This is a genomic window from Desulfuromonas svalbardensis (assembly GCF_055389415.1).
On record NZ_AP042416.1, the window covers coordinates 3012682 to 3029405 of the forward strand.

Annotated in this window: 14 protein-coding genes, 3 tRNA genes and 1 riboswitch; of the genes, 6 read left to right on the plus strand and 11 right to left on the minus strand. The window is 43.3% G+C overall.

What is annotated here, in order from left to right; all coding sequences use genetic code 11:
• Positions 1-96: 96 nt before the first annotated feature.
• Together ACZ5KY_RS13520 and ACZ5KY_RS13525 are read left to right on the plus strand one after the other, a co-directional pair.
• Entirely contained in the window at positions 97-849 is a 753-nt protein-coding gene (locus ACZ5KY_RS13520) for a lipopolysaccharide kinase InaA family protein (RefSeq protein ID WP_464244423.1), read from the plus strand.
• 662 nt (positions 850-1511) lie between these two features.
• Complete coding sequence (locus ACZ5KY_RS13525; RefSeq protein WP_464244424.1) at positions 1512-2852, plus strand: DEAD/DEAH box helicase; 1341 nt, start codon at positions 1512-1514, stop codon at positions 2850-2852.
• A 64-nt stretch (positions 2853-2916) separates the two neighbouring features.
• Here the strand turns inward: ACZ5KY_RS13525 and ACZ5KY_RS13530 are convergent, their stop codons facing one another.
• The 5 genes from ACZ5KY_RS13530 to ACZ5KY_RS13550 form a co-directional block, all read right to left on the minus strand.
• A complete protein-coding gene (locus ACZ5KY_RS13530; protein ID WP_464244425.1) occupies positions 2917-3066 on the minus strand; it encodes a hypothetical protein in 150 nt (49 codons plus the stop codon).
• 67 nt (positions 3067-3133) lie between these two features.
• The gene (locus ACZ5KY_RS13535) at positions 3134-4012 is read right to left on the minus strand and encodes a pseudouridine synthase (RefSeq protein WP_464244426.1); all 879 of its coding nucleotides are present in this window, start codon (positions 4010-4012) and stop codon (positions 3134-3136) included.
• Positions 4013-4087: 75 nt separating this feature from the next.
• On the minus strand, positions 4088-5365 hold the full coding sequence (locus ACZ5KY_RS13540; RefSeq protein WP_464244427.1) for an O-acetylhomoserine aminocarboxypropyltransferase/cysteine synthase family protein: 1278 nt from the start codon (positions 5363-5365) through the stop codon (positions 4088-4090).
• Positions 5366-5465: 100 nt separating this feature from the next.
• Positions 5466-5593, minus strand: a riboswitch (SAM-I-IV-variant riboswitch).
• Between the two features lie 436 nt (positions 5594-6029).
• Positions 6030-6707: a TIGR04211 family SH3 domain-containing protein gene (locus tag ACZ5KY_RS13545; protein WP_464244428.1), complete on the minus strand. Its 678-nt coding sequence runs from the start codon at positions 6705-6707 to the stop codon at positions 6030-6032.
• A gap of 57 nt (positions 6708-6764) precedes the next feature.
• The gene (locus ACZ5KY_RS13550; RefSeq protein ID WP_464244429.1) at positions 6765-8096 is read right to left on the minus strand and encodes a radical SAM family protein; all 1332 of its coding nucleotides are present in this window, start codon (positions 8094-8096) and stop codon (positions 6765-6767) included.
• 130 nt (positions 8097-8226) lie between these two features.
• Between ACZ5KY_RS13550 and ACZ5KY_RS13555 the strand changes: the two genes are divergently transcribed.
• The gene (locus ACZ5KY_RS13555) at positions 8227-9999 is read left to right on the plus strand and encodes a B12-binding domain-containing radical SAM protein (RefSeq protein ID WP_464244430.1); all 1773 of its coding nucleotides are present in this window, start codon (positions 8227-8229) and stop codon (positions 9997-9999) included.
• Here ACZ5KY_RS13555 and ACZ5KY_RS13560 read toward each other — a convergent pair.
• Positions 9982-11628: a DUF6178 family protein gene (locus tag ACZ5KY_RS13560; RefSeq protein ID WP_464244431.1), complete on the minus strand. Its 1647-nt coding sequence runs from the start codon at positions 11626-11628 to the stop codon at positions 9982-9984. The two genes, ACZ5KY_RS13555 and ACZ5KY_RS13560, sit on opposite strands and share 18 nt — an antisense overlap.
• A 202-nt stretch (positions 11629-11830) precedes the next feature.
• Between ACZ5KY_RS13560 and ACZ5KY_RS13565 the strand changes: the two genes are divergently transcribed.
• The 3 genes from ACZ5KY_RS13565 to ACZ5KY_RS13575 all read left to right on the plus strand — a co-directional run bounded on the left by ACZ5KY_RS13565 (position 11831) and on the right by ACZ5KY_RS13575 (position 13538).
• A complete protein-coding gene (locus tag ACZ5KY_RS13565; protein WP_464244432.1) occupies positions 11831-12433 on the plus strand; it encodes a peroxiredoxin in 603 nt (200 codons plus the stop codon).
• Between the two features lie 112 nt (positions 12434-12545).
• Positions 12546-13091 (plus strand): nitroreductase family protein, encoded by a 546-nt coding sequence (locus ACZ5KY_RS13570; protein WP_464244433.1) that lies wholly within the window; start codon positions 12546-12548, stop codon positions 13089-13091.
• Positions 13092-13538, plus strand: a complete 447-nt coding sequence (locus tag ACZ5KY_RS13575; RefSeq protein ID WP_464244434.1) for a thioredoxin family protein — start codon at positions 13092-13094, stop codon at positions 13536-13538.
• A 69-nt stretch (positions 13539-13607) separates the two neighbouring features.
• Here the strand turns inward: ACZ5KY_RS13575 and ACZ5KY_RS13580 are convergent.
• The 5 genes from ACZ5KY_RS13580 to lon form a co-directional block, all read right to left on the minus strand.
• A tRNA-Asp gene (locus tag ACZ5KY_RS13580) sits at positions 13608-13684 on the minus strand.
• A gap of 10 nt (positions 13685-13694) precedes the next feature.
• Positions 13695-13770 (minus strand) — tRNA-Val (locus ACZ5KY_RS13585).
• 19 nt (positions 13771-13789) lie between these two features.
• Positions 13790-13866: transfer RNA gene (locus ACZ5KY_RS13590), tRNA-Asp, on the minus strand.
• Positions 13867-13948: 82 nt separating this feature from the next.
• Positions 13949-14221: an HU family DNA-binding protein gene (locus tag ACZ5KY_RS13595; RefSeq protein ID WP_464244435.1), complete on the minus strand. Its 273-nt coding sequence runs from the start codon at positions 14219-14221 to the stop codon at positions 13949-13951.
• 153 nt (positions 14222-14374) lie between these two features.
• Positions 14375-16720, minus strand: a complete 2346-nt coding sequence (gene lon, locus ACZ5KY_RS13600; protein ID WP_464244436.1) for an endopeptidase La — start codon at positions 16718-16720, stop codon at positions 14375-14377.
• Positions 16721-16724 lie beyond the last annotated feature (4 nt).

Below are 16724 nucleotides of genomic sequence, written 5' to 3' on the forward strand. Positions count from 1 at the left end.
TAATCCTACATATTTATCACATCCAATCCTATCGATATTCTGAAATGGTTTATACGATATTTTGTCATGACAAAATATAATTGGGGGGGGGCCCTAATGGGTAAAAACAATCGTACGAGTTTTTGGAACGTTCTTGGCAACAAACAAGAAAGTTCCGCCTTTAACACATTACAAGATGCGGTTGAACAGCATGGGGATATTATTTCTCGAGATCCAATCAGTCACGTTAAAAAAATATCGGTAAACGGCACGACCTACTATGTCAAAATTTACCACCGCAACGGAAAAGGGATCCGCCACTACTTGGGCCGTGGCCGTATTCGGGGCGAATGGGAAAACCTGCTCTATTTTCAGCAACTCGGTATTCCGACACCACGACTCGTGGCCTATGGTCAAAAATTTGAATTCGGTCAATTCAGCCTTGGTGCATTAATTACTGAAGAAATACAATCCGAAGATTTGGCGACCTTGGCTAAAACTGGACGCTCTTTGTTTCACACCCCTAACTGGCTTAATCGCGTTATCAACCAATGTGCGGATTACACGAAGCGACTTCATGATCACGGTTTTGTCCATTGGGATCTAAAATGGCGAAATATTCTTGTCAGCAACGATGTTGAACCTCAGGTCTATTTTTTCGATTGTCCACTTGGTCGTAAACAATATAGTTGGCTACGCAAACGCGGTATCATTAAGGACCTTGCTTGCCTTGATAAGGTTGGTAGTAAAATTTTAACCCGTACGCAACGATTGAAGTTTTACAAATCATACAAAAAGCTTGATCAGCTTGATTCTACACATAAGCACGATATCAAGAAAATACTTAGCTTTTTTGCCAATGAAAAATAAACATTAGTTTACCTATCTACCCAAAACAACTAAGACAAATTAAGTATGGCCACCAGCAATTGGACCCTAATCAGGAATGTCCATCCACGAGACCAGTAGTGTTGTCGGTGCCGCAGCGCGTTACGGAAATAAAGCCTTACATTGTGCCACCACGGTAAAATAAATCACGCCCTATGGTTTTGCAGTGCTACTGCTCAAATCAGATCAACGGCCCAGTTTCCCCATGTTCATTGGCGGGTTTATTCTGGCAGCACTATTCAGAAGCCAAACACCTGCCCTCGAACCCAGTTGGTGTTTTCTATCAATGGCGGCAAAGCAATGCTTATCAGTAACGCTATTTCTCATTGGTAGTGGATTGAGCCGTCAACGATTAAAACAAACAGAATTACGTCGCCCATTCAAGGCACCGTTTTATAGATCACGGTCATCAGCGCGGCATTATTACTCAGGCACACGCAATGGACGAGCTAAACTGTTGGACAATACCATTAAAGACTGATAGTGTTTAAGTTTCTTGATGTCCATCGGTTGGCATCTTTTTGTGTCCCAGATAAGTTCTTTTTCCAATTCCTCAGACACCACAATCAAATGTTTCCAGCCTAAAACCGTTCCCAGATTATTAAAACTGGGTAGGCCGATTCAATTTCGGAGTTTAATCCTACATGTCGTTCAACGATCTCGGTCTTATGACCGAACTGCTTCAAGCTGTAACCAAACAAGGCTACAGTGAACCAACCCCTATTCAAGCTAAAGCCATCCCTCTGATACTAAAGGGACATGACGTTTTAGGCGGCGCCCAAACCGGTACAGGTAAAACCGCTGGTTTCACTTTGCCGTTACTACAACTTTTAAGCCAACGAAAATGTGAGAGTGATAAGCGTCCTGTTCGGGCACTCGTACTAACACCAACACGTGAACTAGCTGCGCAGGTTGGTGAAAGTGTCGAACTTTATGGAAACTATCTCCCGCTTCGTTCAGCAGTCATTTTTGGCGGTGTTAAAATTAACCCCCAAATCCAAACCCTGCGCCGTGGCGTTGACATTCTTGTTGCCACACCTGGCCGACTTCTAGATCACGTCAGCCAAAAGACTCTCGATTTATCCAAAGTTGAAATTCTTGTCCTTGACGAAGCCGACCGCATGTTAGATATGGGCTTTATTCATGACATTCGTAAGGTGATAGCTTTACTACCAAAAAAACGCCAAAACCTCCTTTTCTCAGCTACTTTCTCCGACGAAATTAAAAAATTAGCTGATGGGATGCTCAATACCCCAACACTAATAGAGGTAGCACGGCGAAACACTGCAGCTGAGTCCGTAGATCAAGCGGTATATCATGTTGATAAGAAAAGAAAGCGCGAGCTTCTCTCTTTCATCATTGGTTCTCGTAACTGGCAGCAAGTATTGGTATTCACGCGCACAAAACATGGCGCTAATCGTCTTTCTCGCCAACTAGAGCAAGATGGTATTAGTTCGACAGCGATTCACGGTAACAAGAGTCAGGGGGCTCGAACTCGAGCGCTTGCTGACTTCAAAAAGGGTTCTGTCCGTGTTTTGGTGGCAACTGATATTGCAGCGCGTGGGCTTGACATTGACCACCTTCCTCACGTTGTTAACTATGAACTACCTAACGTATCGGAAGATTATGTTCACCGAATTGGTCGAACAGGTCGCGCAGGAAACGAAGGCTCAGCGATCTCTTTAGTGTGTATCGATGAGATAAAACTGCTTAGTGACATTGAAAAACTGCTTAAACGTAAAATCATTGTCGAAAAGATCGACGGCTACGAACCTGATCCAAACATTGCGGCAGAACCAATAAAAAATGGCCGCAATAACAGTTCAGGAGCACAGAATAAGAATAATCGCTCAAACCAGACCAAACGGACCAACCAACGTCCGAACCGTTCTGGAGATAAAGGGAATTCAGCAAAAGAGACAACCAGTGGTTCGAATAAACGGGGATATGTTGTCAGCAGAAAGAAGCCGACAAACTCTAAGTAAATAATGAACAAGATCAACAAGAAGCCAACCATCTACTGTTAGATGGTTGGCTTCTTCAAAGAAATCATACAACCTTCTGATATTCAACGTTCAACGAGCCACAACACCCGTCTAATCCGGGTCCCTCAGAACCATTCATCGGCTCCACCATGCTGCACCCCGCCAGCAATAATTGAAACAGTACCACTGTAATACCAATGCGTAACAAAACCATAAATAACTCCCTCTCTCTTATTTTCAAAGCATCATTGCTCTAAAAAAATCAAAAAGATATTTTCATTTTACCGTAATTCGCGATTGGATTCAAATTGATGCTGTTTTCCCGTCAAGGGATCTTTAAATTGCAGTTGTTTGGCAATGAGCTGCAGAGGTCGTTCAAAATCATCCACCTGCTCGGGTTGTAATGTTGGATAATAGAGATCATTGACAATGGGAAACCCTAAGTCACTCATATGAATCCGTAATTGGTGCGTTTTACCGGTATGTGGATAGAGGACAAAACGTGCCCTGCCCTGCTGCGTTTGATCCAGATAAATCGTCGAGTGAGCGTTAGTGTTGCCCTCAACCACATGGCGCAAAAACCACGGCTGCCCAGGTTCAATGCGATTTTTAACATCCCATGATTGCTGAGCCGATGGTGTTTGATAATGGCCCATGGCCAAATACTTTTTAGTTATTGTCCCCTGACTAAACAGGGCCCCATAGTGTCCACGTGTCTCTGGGTTCATCGAAAACATCACCAGTCCTGCAGTATGGCGATCTAAACGGTGCAATGGTGCGACATGATCATTGCCCGTCGCCGCACGCAGCCGGTAAACGAGACATTCCTTAACAAAACGACCACCAGGTGTAACGGGTAGAAAGTGGGGCTTACACGCGACCAAAAGCTCTTCATCTTGGTAGAGTATTTCTTCGTAGAAAGGAATTGGTGTCTCAGCAACAACTTCACGAAAATAATAAATGGTGCTCTGTGGCACATAGAGGGCATCAATCGACAGCGGTTGCTGATTTCCATCGAGAATTTTACCGTCTAAAAATCGTTGTTGCCATATTTCCTTGGCTATTTTTTCAAAACGTTGACACATAAAATCAAACAATAGCGGTGAAGATGGAGAAATTTGCGGTAAAACAATTTTAGATGGGTATATCGATAAAGCCATAAATAATTACTGTGAGTCTGGTGATCAGGATATGATCACCAGCCCCACCCTTTTCTATTACAAATTAAGACGCTATTAAGCCTTTAACGCTCGGTCTAAATCAGCCAAAATATCATCAATATGTTCAACACCAATCGAAAGACGAATCAATTCAGGTGTTATTCCACCAGAAGCCTGCTGCTCTGTTGTTAGCTGAGCATGGGTCGTCGAAGTCGGATGAATTGCCAAACTTCGAGCATCGCCAACATTCGCAAGATGGGAGAATAGCTCAAGACCTTCAATAAACGATCGTCCCGCTTGCTCTCCGCCATTAATTCCAAAAACCACCATCGCACCAAAACCTCGAGTGTAATACTTTTTGGCAAGACCATATGAGGGATCACTTTCAAGACCTGGATATCGGACCCAATCGATCTGTGGGTGTTGGTCCAAATAGCGGGCTACAGCTAATGCATTTTCACTATGGCGAGCCATCCGTAGCGGCAAAGTTTCGATTCCTTGAAGAAAAAACCACGAATTATCAGGAGCAATACATGCACCGAGATTACGCAAAGGAACCAACCTCATTCTGACAATATAAGCAACAGGATTCAGATCACCTAAATCGGTCGCATAGCGAATACCATGATAACTTGGATCGGGTTCACTTAGTAAAGGGTGTTTTCCCGTGGTCCAATCAAAGGTACCTGCATCAACAACAATACCACCAATGCCAGCACCGTGACCACCCAACCATTTTGTCAGCGAATGAATGACAATATCAGCGCCATGCTCTATGGGCCGTAACAGATAAGGGGTTGCGAACGTGCTATCAACTATGAGCGGTAAACCATGATCGTGAGCAATAGTTGCCAACGCTTCAATATCGGCGACATTGAGCTTTGGATTGCCGATCACTTCAGTAAAAATGGCCTTGGTCTTATCTGTTATTGCGGCAGCAAAGTTATCTGGATCTGAAGGATCAACGAACTTAACGGTAATACCAAATTGCGGCAAAATATCGTTAAATTGGGTATAGCTGCCACCGTATAAATTACTTGAGGCAACAATTTCATCGCCATGCTGGGCCAAATTGATAATGCTATAAAAAATAGCACTGGTGCCAGAGGATAATGCCAATGCCGCCGCACCACCCTCAAGTTCAGCAACACGTTTCTCAAGAACGTCCGTGGTTGGATTCATCAACCGCGTATAGATATTACCCGCTTCTTTTAAAGCAAAAAGGTTCGCCGCATGTTCAGTGCTCTTGAACTCAAACGAGCTGGTACGATAGATGGGTACAGCTCGACTTAACGTTGTTGGGTCTGATTGATAACCGGCGTGGAGAACTTGGGTTTCGATATGCTTACTCATAATGATTCATCCTCTCTGATGAAAGTTAAACGCAAGAGAGGCTGTAAGCGATACTAGAAAAGTATGAATGGTGTGACAGATGATCTGTCTCAATGAATAAAATCATCTTCAACGTTCCCCTTTCGGGGCGCATTGCCATTCCGCTTACGCTGGAACAAGCTTGGCACCTTGGTTGTCAGGTTGCCGGGCATTCAGTGTAAAACACCTATGCCTCTCTTAATGCAAGTGTACATAGCATATTCGACAAAAATAAATTGTCAACCGTTTATTTAACCATCAGCCCATAGCATCCAAACATAAAACCATTTTTATAGCAGCTAGATGAGGCAGAACCTGCCATCAATATTAATTCGAGTGAAATAAATATTTCAATAATGGATGGCCAACTTGAATCGGAACTCAAGTTGGTTTCAGAGATAGGTGTGACCGTTTTCTATGCGATCAGCAGTTTATCAATCGGTGCCACACATTACGATGGTAAGCAGAGTCAAAGCAGCGAACATGAACTAACTTCGTTTGTGGGGAAGGGAAAATAGCAAAACCAACGGCAACTCACTATTTATTAATCGTAGAAAATGCCATTGTATCAATTAAACATAGCAATCAGCAGCATTCTAAGCGTTCACTGGGGCGATAACGTTGCACGCCCCAGTCTTGACTGATACTAAAAGCTGCCCAAGCCCCGTTTCTTTTTACGAGAAAACTTCCCCGCAATCCAACCAAAAAACATCACGCCGCCACCAGCAAGAAACCATTTAATCATGGCCTCATTGAGCATCGAATGGTTTTCTTGACGAAAATGCTCTAATTCCTTGCGGACAGCACTTAAATCAGTCTTTAACCGTTGCCGCTCTTCATCAATTAGCACAACATTTTCAGACTTAACTTGCAGATCAAGCAACTCGGTTTTCGTTGTTTCCAGAAGCTCTTCACTCAATTTTAACGCCTCACTCAACTCAGCAGTGCGGTCCTGAAAAGTTTGCAATTTTTTGCCTGAGCCAGCCGCCGATTGAAGCAAATCCGTCAATTTTTTGTTTACCGTTGCCAGCTCAGCTCTTAATTGAGCAATGGTCATCGTTTTGGGTTTTTTACTCGAAATATATTGTTTAAGGACATAACCTTCGACACCATCTTCAGCCTGAACATACAAATAGTTATCCTGTTCAGATAACACCTCTAAACGGCTATCCGTCGGTAAGGTTTTGATCACTTTAAATTGATTTCCCATACCCTCACGCAACGTAATCACCAACTGATCTGACACATAACGCGTTTCAGCACAAACTAGCTGACCAATCAACACAGACAACACGATGAGACCAACCATAAATCGTAATTTCATCATTCAACTCCCAAACACTGTATTCGGTAAACGATCAAAACTCCTCAGCCAAATCAACTAACGAATTGGCCAATCACTTTCAAAACCTTGCGGAAAAAAATTATCCTTAGTGCGGTTAAAATAACCGTATTGAATCTTTGGTACCCGTTGCTTCACTTGATCAAGCATATTTTTCATGCCGATACCATTGTCGCCATCTGGCATTGCTTGAAAATACATAACGGGATCTAGACACAAGTTCCGCATTTGAATCAAATCAACTTGACCGTCATCAATCACTTTTACCAGCGCATCGATTTCAGCCTGCTGATCGGTAATTCCCGGAAAAACCAAATAATTCAACATCACAAAGAGGCCCTGATCTTTCGCACATTTCAAAGACTCTAACACATCGTTAAACTGATAACCACGTGGACGATAATAGGCGCTATAAAAAGGTTCACGAAGCGAGTTCAGTGACACACGGATCGAATCTAAGCCCGACTTTGCCAGCAATTCAACTTTGTCTGGTAATGACGAATTTGAATTGAAATTGATTGTTCCGCGCGATGTTTTACGCCGCATCTCTGTCACCGCCTGACAGATTGTATCGGACTGCATGATCGGATCACCTTCGCAACCTTGGCCAAAAGAGACAATGGCATTTTCAGCTTGTTCTAAGTGAGGGATAGCGGTCTCACATAACTCTTGCACAGTTGGTACGAAGGTTAAACGCTCCTGACTGGATGGACAACATTCATTCTCTTCAGCTTGATAAGATAAACAACCAAGACAACTTGAATTACACACTGGAGAGGTGGGTAATGGAGCTTCCCAGCGACCCAAAAAGAGGTTTTTAGCTGCAAAACAGTGATAATCAAGAGCACAGCGTGATAATTGCTGCAACAATCGGTTGTCAGGATATTGGGCTAAATAGCGATCAACTCCTGGTGCAACCTCACGGTCATCAAAATGGTCAGGCTCCCACTGAACATTTCGATCAACCTGTTGCGCAGCAACATAGAAACGTTCCTCTTCAACACACCAACCCACAGCCGTATAGGCCCACAATGGGAGGATTTCGCGCTTCTTTTGATAACTCGCAGCAGGCAACAGAGTTCGAGTGTACGCAGGAGCCATAAAAGCGCTGACCGCTTCAACTTTATCGCCACCCCAACTACGTGGCAAGTGTGTCGCAGTAACAAAACTCCCCCTTTTGGCATCAAAACCAATCGGTGGCGTATTGGGAACCGTGAACAGACGACTCCCCTCAGGTAACGGTATTAATTCATCAATACCGGGGCGACAAACGGTCATGCCGTTCATCCCTGCCATCAATAGCTCGGGATGTTCAAAGACCTCACCATCAGGGGTCGCGACTAGCATATATATTGTTTTAGAGTGTTTCATCTTAATCCTTTCATTTCAAACCTACATGCTACCGCAAAATGCGTCATAGCAACATCGTTTATTCAGAATATTATGTTAAATTTCAGGAATTTACTTCAAACAGTTGATGCAGTCGGTTAAACTAACCGGCATGAAAACCTTATTGACGACATTACACAGTAAATATATTCATCCGAGCCTCGCCTTACCTTACTTGGCGAGCTTTTGCTCATCAAAGAGATGCGGCGAACTCTCCATTGCTGAGTTCACCATCCACGAACCACGTGAAAACATTATCTCCGAACTGTTGCGCCAACAACCTGATGTGATCGCCTTTTCCGTTTACATCTGGAATAGAACCGCGACCCTTGAAGTGGTGGATGCATTACATGCAATCAATCCGCATCAGCGGATCGTTCTCGGTGGCCCTGAAATTAGTTTTGAGCAAGACGATCATCTATGGCGTGAGCACGCGGGGATTACTGCCATCATTCGCGGAGAAGGTGAACAACCGCTACACGACCTTCTCCAACAGTGGCATACGGAGAGCGAAATATCCGCCATCCCCCGCGTAATACAGCGCAACAACGAGACCCTACTTCACGGTGAGGACGGCCCTACCCTGACTGATCTCGATAGCATTCCTTCGCCTTACAAGAACGGCCTTATGGATTGTACTCGTGGTTTTGTTTACTACGAAACCAGCCGAGGTTGCCCATACCGTTGCGCTTTCTGTATGAGTGCACTTGACGATAACGTTCGTTCTTTTTCAATGGAACGGATCGAAAGTGATCTATTGTGGCTACTAGATAATGAGACGGCGAAGATAAAACTGGTCGACCGCACTTTCAATTACGATACGAAACGGGCACTACACCTATTTAAATTCATCTTAAAACACAACCGCTGTAGTCACATCCATTTCGAAATTGGCGCACATCTTCTCAATGACGAAACGTTAAACTTCCTCAAACAGGTTCCAGAGGATATGTTTCAATTCGAGATCGGCGTACAGTCTGTTCTACCCGAAACACTTAAGAGAATTCAGCGCAACGCGCCACTTGAACAACTAGAGAGCAATGTCCGTTTTCTGCTACAGCACACCAAAATCCACCTTCATTTAGACCTGATCGCTGGATTACCCGGCGAAACATTTACCCAAATGCTTAACGGCATTGATCATGTGATGGATCTTGACCCAAATCATCTACAAATTGAAACCGTTAAACTTCTTCCAGGTGCGCCACTACGCCTTCAAGCACAAGAGTTAGGGCTTCAATTTGACCCCAACCCTCCGTATCGCACTGTAAGCACGCCAGACATGGACTTTAATGCCCTTGAACGTGTAAGAGGTATTAGTCGATTACTCGATATTACCTGGAACAGTAACCGTGGTAAGCGTTTCATCGCGCAATTAAAACAACACTTCGGCAGCATGGCTCATGGATTAGCGGCACTTGAAGAATTTTGGCACAATGAAGGTCTTCTCCGTTTCCCGTTAAGTCAAAAAGAGATATATGAGCAGTTAGCACGATTTATACAGGTCGCTATCCCCGAAGCACGTCAAGAAGGGGTAACCGAAACTCTTTGCCGTGATTTTGCCTTAAGTGAACGTATTATTCTCAGTAAAGCACCCTCTTTTTTCAACGTCGATCTATCTGATACTGAGCAATTATGGGTTAAACACAACGTGAATAAACAGCGTGAATCCCTCAAAGGCCTAGGTGTTAAATTGCAATTTTTTGCAGCGTGGTTTCATTGTGGCGAAAATAACGGTGAAATAGAGAAACGGCGGGTACACCTCTTTTTCTACTTAACTGGAACAGGAAAAAAGATGCGTATTCTTGAACGGATCATAAACACCGCTGACATAATACATATCAGCGATGCTTACGATCAGGATGTTTTAAAGGCGGATCAATAAACCACCAATGTGTTGTTCATTCAGTTCATCAACCTCTAAACCGCTAAATTCATATTGCCAGATATCAAGACAAAAATTGACAAATGACTCAGTGCCAGCGAATTGACCTTCAACCCAATCACAGGTCTGTTGGCGTAACGACTCAAACGTGTCATCCTCTTGCGATATTTTTTGCTGCAAGCTTAATAATTCATCGACAGCGATTGGTTGAGGACTAAACTCTCGTCCCATGACTTGATTTGCAAGAGCGGTCAAAAACAACTCTGACAAGGTCACTTCACTTGGCTCACCAGGTGAACAACCATCAAGATCTAATTCATCATGGGAAGGCAGTGCAAACAATCCTTTTTCACTAAACAAAGTCTGCAACAACTCGACATATTCCAATTCATTTTGAACCTGTTGGACTTCCGCCCACGAATGAAAAGGGCGTGAATCTGCACGAGTTGGATCAATCAGTCCATGGTAAAATTGCGGCTTAGGTTGGCACAAGGCACTGATGAGCGCGGCATCTGGTCCATCAAGGTACGCACCAATTGGTGTTGTTTTGATTTTTTCAGCACGACGTCGCTGGTTTACCGTTAAACTAAAGCCTAGTTGGTAAAGTCGATGCAGATACACTCCATTTAAGTGCGTGTCGGCTTGAGATAAATCAGCTCCGCAAAGATAGCCTAAAGCAATATTTAAAGTATGGTACACCCCTTCCATCGTTTGACGAACCTGATCTGGGTCACCAAAATCAACATTGTCGGCACTCAATGCTCTGTTCAGTAAAAAGCTCAAATCATGGCCGAGTTGAGAACTCACATTACCAGACAATAGCTCACCGAGAAGATCCTGAGGTTGAGTAATCGTCAACATGAATGCTGGTGGTTCAAATCCAGTATTGTGAACGGAATAAACACACTGCGCATTAGAATGATGGTCTGGATTAAATGTTGTGGGATCAACATAACTATACAACGAGCGCGCTTCAAAAGACTCAACAAAACCAAGGTCTTCAAGTCGGCCCTTGCGTGCGACAAACACATCCTCTTGCAACGCAAGGTCAAATTCATGTCGTACAGCTTCCATCACCCGCAAGAAAAATTCTTGCCGCTCACGAAATAAGATATCCTGAAAGGCACTCATGATCTTTGCCACATCGTCATTACGATAGTCACAATCGTAAACCTGATCAAAACGCTTACGTTCCGCCATGAGGTCTTCATCATCACACAATGATTCCATACCAGTCAAAATCGTCAATTGGCGCTTCACCATCATTACCAATAGTTCAAAATCAACACCCTCAATAAGACGTAAGAATTCCTCTTCATCCTGAAGCATGAGTAACTGAATCCACTGTAGAGATTCCTCTGTATCTAGTTCATCCTTGATCCAGCAATCCATATCAACACACAGTGTGATCTGTTCTGGAGTTGCGAGACCGATTAGATCCGTAACATCACGGATACCAACTTCCTTTATCAACAAAAACAACTCCTGCGGAGGAATACTTTGTACAAGCTCAGTATTATTCGCGGAAGCAATGAGATATTGATATTTTTTACGGCCACTTAAGCAACGCATAGCAGCAAGTTGAGCGGCTTTATCGACGGATGATGTCATTTCACTATTATTTGTCATAATATATATCCTTCAAAATAAGAACTTTAAGGTACACAATGTAAGCTTCCAGCACTTTTTGGTCAACGTGATTCACTTGCAAAACATTAATTGTTGACCACATTGGTCATACTTGATATTCTCTTAAATGTAGTTAGCATTATAGACAGATTTCACTTCATTATAAATGCACGTAAAAAGTGCAAAGAACAGGAGAAACAATATGAGCGTACTTGTTGCAAAAGAAGCCCCTGATTTTTGTTCTGCAGCCGTTCTCGCCGACGGTACTATCGTGCCAGATTTTAAGCTTAGTGAGCTCAAAGGGAAGTATATTATTTTGTTTTTCTGGCCCCTTGATTTCACATTTGTTTGCCCTTCAGAGATCATAGCCCACAACCACCGAGTTGAACAACTCAGAGAACGCGGCGTTGAGGTTGTTGGTATTTCAGTTGACTCACAATTTACCCATCTCGCATGGCGCAACACCGCTATTGAGGACGGCGGGATCGGTCCAGTAGAATTTCCAATGGTATCGGACATCAAGCACGAGATCTGCCAAGCCTACGGCATTGAGCACCCCGATGCAGGTGTTGCCCTGCGCGCATCCTTTATCATTGACCAGAAAGGGATTGTGCAACACCAAGTCGTCAACAACCTACCCCTTGGTCGCAACATAGATGAAATGATCCGCATGATTGATGCCTTACAATTTTTTGAAGAATACGGTGAGGTATGCCCCGCTGGCTGGAATAAGGGGGACAGTGGAATGACAGCGACTCCAACAGGTGTTGCCGAATACCTTGCTAAAAATGCTGACAAACTATAACAAACAGTAAGATCAATAAAGGGGCTATCAACAGATAGCCCTTTTTTCATCAAAACTCCATTCGATTGTAACAAGTAACCATGTTATTATTTAACTTTAAATGGAGGAAATTTTGGATTTATTTGAAGTTATAAAAAAAAGACACAGTTATCGTGGTCCATTATCAAGCCAACCTGTTAAACAACACGATTTACGTAAGATTGTCGAAGCAGGGATTTGTGCACCATCAGGAAAAAATGCACAAACAACTCAATTTATCATCATTGACGATCCTACCGTCATTCAACAACTAAATGCACTTCACCCTGCCAACCAAACAATGAACCAAGCAACAGCTATGATTGCCTGCATCATTGATGATCAACCCGAACAAATATATGAAGGTTACAATTTCCAACTTGAAGATTGTGCGGCAGCTACGGAAAACATGCTATTAGCCATTACAGCACTCGGCTATGCCAGCGTTTGGATTGACGGCTGGCTGCGCGTTGAAAATCGCGCGGCACAGATTGCAAAACTACTCAATATCCCTGCGGAGAAAAAAATCCAAATCATCCTGCCTATCGGGGTTCCAACGGAACAATGGCAGCAAAAAGAGAGAATAAATTATGACCAAAGAGTATGTGACAACACGTACACCCTTCAAAAGGAGAATTAGATGTACAAAAAGATGATAATGGCATGTTTGGCATTACTGTTACTGATCCCAAGTTCAATCCTTGCAAGTGATTTAAATTGGACAGAAGACCTAGAGCAAGCAAAGATTGAAGCAATCGAAACAAACAAGTTTATATTTGTGAGTTTTAGTGGTTCCGACTGGTGCCATTGGTGCATTAAGCTAGATGAAGAAGTATTCAATACCAAACAATTTCAAAGTTATGCCGAGGAAAATCTCGTCATGGTACTAGTCGATTTCCCAAAACGAAAAAAACAGTCGAAAGAACAGAAATTAAAAAATGAAGAACTCTCTCGACAATACAGAGTACGAGGATTTCCTTCTGTCGCACTACTTAACCCTAAAGGAGAACTTGTTTCAATGACAGGCTACCGACGGGGTGGAGCTGAGGCATATATTGAGCACATAGAGCTACTTATTAATAATTAACCTCAAAATAGTTCTTAAATAAAACACAAAAAAAGGAAGTGGATAATTATCCACTTCCTTTTTTTATAATGGCGGGGCTGACGGGACTCGAACCCGCGACCTCCGGCGTGACAGGCCGATGTTGTAACCGACTCTACTACAGCCCCGTACTTAATATGGTGGGCGAAACAGGGCTCGAACCTGTGACCCTCGGTGTGTAAGACCGATGCTCTCCCAGCTGAGCTATTCGCCCATATTAACTGGTGATCAAATGGCGGGGCTGACGGGACTCGAACCCGCGACCTCCGGCGTGACAGGCCGATGTTGTAACCGACTCTACTACAGCCCCACTTGATCAACGCGCTGAAAAGTAACAGAATAACTTCTCGATGTAAAGGGTTAATTCACATCTAACAGCGCTTTTTTACAACTTAATTTACAGCGTCCTTCAAAGCCTTACCAGCTTTAAATTTAGGTACCTTAGCAGCAGGAATATTGATTGCGGCACCAGTCTGTGGATTCTTACCAACACGTGCAGCACGATCACCAACACTGAAAGTACCAAAACCAACCATAGCAATCTTGTCACCTTGTTGCAGTACCTCTGTGACCGTGTCTACAAAAGCTTTTAAAGCTTTCTCTGAATCAGACTTGCTCAATTCGGATTTCTCTGCAATAGCATTTACCAGTTCAGTTTTCGTCACGTGTAACCTCCAAGTTATCGATAAGTTTTTGCGTCTGTTGAAGACGCGCCAGTTATAGCAAAGTTAAATGATGAGTACAAGTGCTAAACGTAAGTTACACAGAACATTTTGTGATTTACATTTGTGTGACACAACGTTAAGCAAACAGGATTTCTAAAGCAAAGCCTGTGCCAAAACCTCATCCATATGTTTAACACAAATAATTTCAAGCCCGTTTCGGATTGCTGGTGGTATTTCACTAAGGTGGCGTTTATTTTCAGCTGGTATCAGAATGCGTTCAAGGCCAGCACGACGAGAAGCCAAAATCTTCTCTTTAAGACCGCCAATCGGCAACACTTCACCACGTAAGTTTATCTCACCCGTCATGCCTAAATTACAATCGACAAATCGACCCGTTAAAGCAGACGCTAAGGCCGTCGCAATCGTAATGCCAGCAGAAGGACCATCTTTCGGTATAGCGCCCTCTGGGACGTGAATGTGAATATCTACGGTACGATAGAAATCAGCTTCAAGACCTAATTCATTCCAGCGTGAACGAACATATGCAAATGCGGCCTGTGCTGACTCTTGCATCACCTCACCAAGCTTACCTGTGACGGTTAATTTTCCCTGTCCAGCTAGCTTAAGAACTTCAATCATCAGAATCTCACCACCAGCAGAAGTCCATGCCAAACCAGTTGAAACACCGCAGCGTGGATTTTGATCTTTAAGGCCATAACTATAAGGAGCGACACCTAAATAATTATGGATTTGACTAACCCCAACACTCCACTTTTTATTTTTTGTCTTTGAATTCAGCATCTGTCGAGCAATTTTACGGCAAATCGCGGCTATACGCCGCTCCAAATCACGTACTCCAGACTCCCTAGTATAGCGTCGAATAACTTCAGTAAGGGCAGCCGGTGAAAAAGATACATTTTTTTCTGCCAGACCGTGTTCCTTTAATTGCTTATCAATTAAATGTCCACGGGCAATATGTGTTTTCTCATCTTCAGAATAGCCATCGAGCTGAACAATCTCCATCCGGTCAAGTAATGGAGACGGTATTCCTTGCAAAGAATTGGCAGTGGTAATAAACATTACATGTGAAAGATCATAATCCAAATCAAGAAAATGATCGCCAAATGTCACATTTTGTTCTGGATCAAGAACTTCTAGTAAAGCAGAAGATGGGTCTCCGCGGAAATCGGTCGCCATCTTGTCAATCTCATCCAAAAGAAAAACAGGATTACGCACCCCTGATTTTTTTATACTTTGGATAATCTTTCCGGGCATAGCACCAATATAGGTACGACGATGACCACGAATTTCAGCCTCATCTCGTACACCGCCCAGCGAAATTCGAACAAATTTTCGATTAATTGCTTTAGCAATCGACTGGCCAAGTGAGGTTTTACCAACGCCAGGAGGACCAACAAGACACAAAATCGGTCCCTTAACTTTTTTAACTAAAGTTTGAACCGCGAGATGCTCGAGTATCCGCTCTTTGACTTTTTCTAAGCCATAGTGGTCCTTATTGAGCACAGCTTCAGAACGTTCAAGGTTAGCACTATCACGCGTTGATTTTTGCCATGGTAAACTTACCAACCAATCAATATAATTACGCACGACTGTTGCTTCAGCAGACATCGGCGACATCATCTTGAGCTTTTTCAACTCCGAAGTTGCTTTTTCTGTCGCTTCTTGGGACATCTTGCGCTTTGTAATAAGCTCTTCAAGCTCTTTTATCTCTTGCTTAAATTCGTCCTTATCACCAAGTTCTTTTTGAATAGCACGCATCTGCTCATTCAAATAGTACTCTTTTTGCGTCCGTTCCATCTGACCCTTAACTCGTTTGCGTATTTTACGCTCGATTTTAAGAATTTCAAGTTCGCGCTCCATCAACTCAAGGAGCAATTCGAGCCGAGAATTAACATCGACAAGTTCAAGCAGTTCTTGTTTTTCATCAACCCTTAAACTCAAATGTGCAGCGATGGTGTCAGCCAACACACCAGGAAGAGTGACATTTTCAACCGCTGCAACAACCTCAGAGGGTATTTTTCGACTAAAACCCACATAGGCTTCAAACAATGCCCGCACACTTCTAACAAGTGCTTCTGCCTCGAGTGTATCAGCTTGGATTTCTTCGATCTCATCGTAAGTAACGAGAGTATAATCATCTTGTTCAATAAGACGGTCGACCGTAGCACGACTGACTCCCTCAACAAGTAATTTAACGGTTCCATCTGGAAGTTTTAACAGCTGAGAAATTTTTGCAATAGTACCAACGGAATAAAGATCTTCTTTGACAGGTTCATCAATATCAGAATCATTTTGAGCAACAAGAAAGATATGTCGCTCCCCCTCCATCGCCTCTTCCAGAGCTTTAATTGATCGAGGCCGACCAACAAATAACGGAGTGACCATTTCTGGGAAAATTACAATATCACGCAAAGGGAGCAGGGGGATTGCCCCTGCTCCCTCATTTACCTCAGGTATATTTTCTAAAGGTTGAGTCATTAAA

Excerpts from the sequence above, each read along its gene's own strand:
- ACZ5KY_RS13555 (WP_464244430.1), top strand. The coding sequence starts at position 8,227 with ATGAAAACCTTATTGACGACATTACACAGTAAATATATTCATCCGAGC.
- ACZ5KY_RS13540 (WP_464244427.1), bottom strand. The coding sequence starts at position 5,365 with ATGAGTAAGCATATCGAAACCCAAGTTCTCCACGCCGGTTATCAATCA.
- ACZ5KY_RS13535 (WP_464244426.1), bottom strand. The coding sequence starts at position 4,012 with ATGGCTTTATCGATATACCCATCTAAAATTGTTTTACCGCAAATTTCT.
- lon (WP_464244436.1), bottom strand. The coding sequence starts at position 16,720 with ATGACTCAACCTTTAGAAAATATACCTGAGGTAAATGAGGGAGCAGGG.
- ACZ5KY_RS13565 (WP_464244432.1), top strand. The coding sequence starts at position 11,831 with ATGAGCGTACTTGTTGCAAAAGAAGCCCCTGATTTTTGTTCTGCAGCC.
- ACZ5KY_RS13520 (WP_464244423.1), top strand. The coding sequence starts at position 97 with ATGGGTAAAAACAATCGTACGAGTTTTTGGAACGTTCTTGGCAACAAA.
- ACZ5KY_RS13545 (WP_464244428.1), bottom strand. The coding sequence starts at position 6,707 with ATGAAATTACGATTTATGGTTGGTCTCATCGTGTTGTCTGTGTTGATT.
- ACZ5KY_RS13575 (WP_464244434.1), top strand. The coding sequence starts at position 13,092 with ATGTACAAAAAGATGATAATGGCATGTTTGGCATTACTGTTACTGATC.
- ACZ5KY_RS13550 (WP_464244429.1), bottom strand. The coding sequence starts at position 8,096 with ATGAAACACTCTAAAACAATATATATGCTAGTCGCGACCCCTGATGGT.
- ACZ5KY_RS13525 (WP_464244424.1), top strand. The coding sequence starts at position 1,512 with ATGTCGTTCAACGATCTCGGTCTTATGACCGAACTGCTTCAAGCTGTA.
- ACZ5KY_RS13530 (WP_464244425.1), bottom strand. The coding sequence starts at position 3,066 with ATGGTTTTGTTACGCATTGGTATTACAGTGGTACTGTTTCAATTATTG.
- ACZ5KY_RS13560 (WP_464244431.1), bottom strand. The coding sequence starts at position 11,628 with ATGACAAATAATAGTGAAATGACATCATCCGTCGATAAAGCCGCTCAA.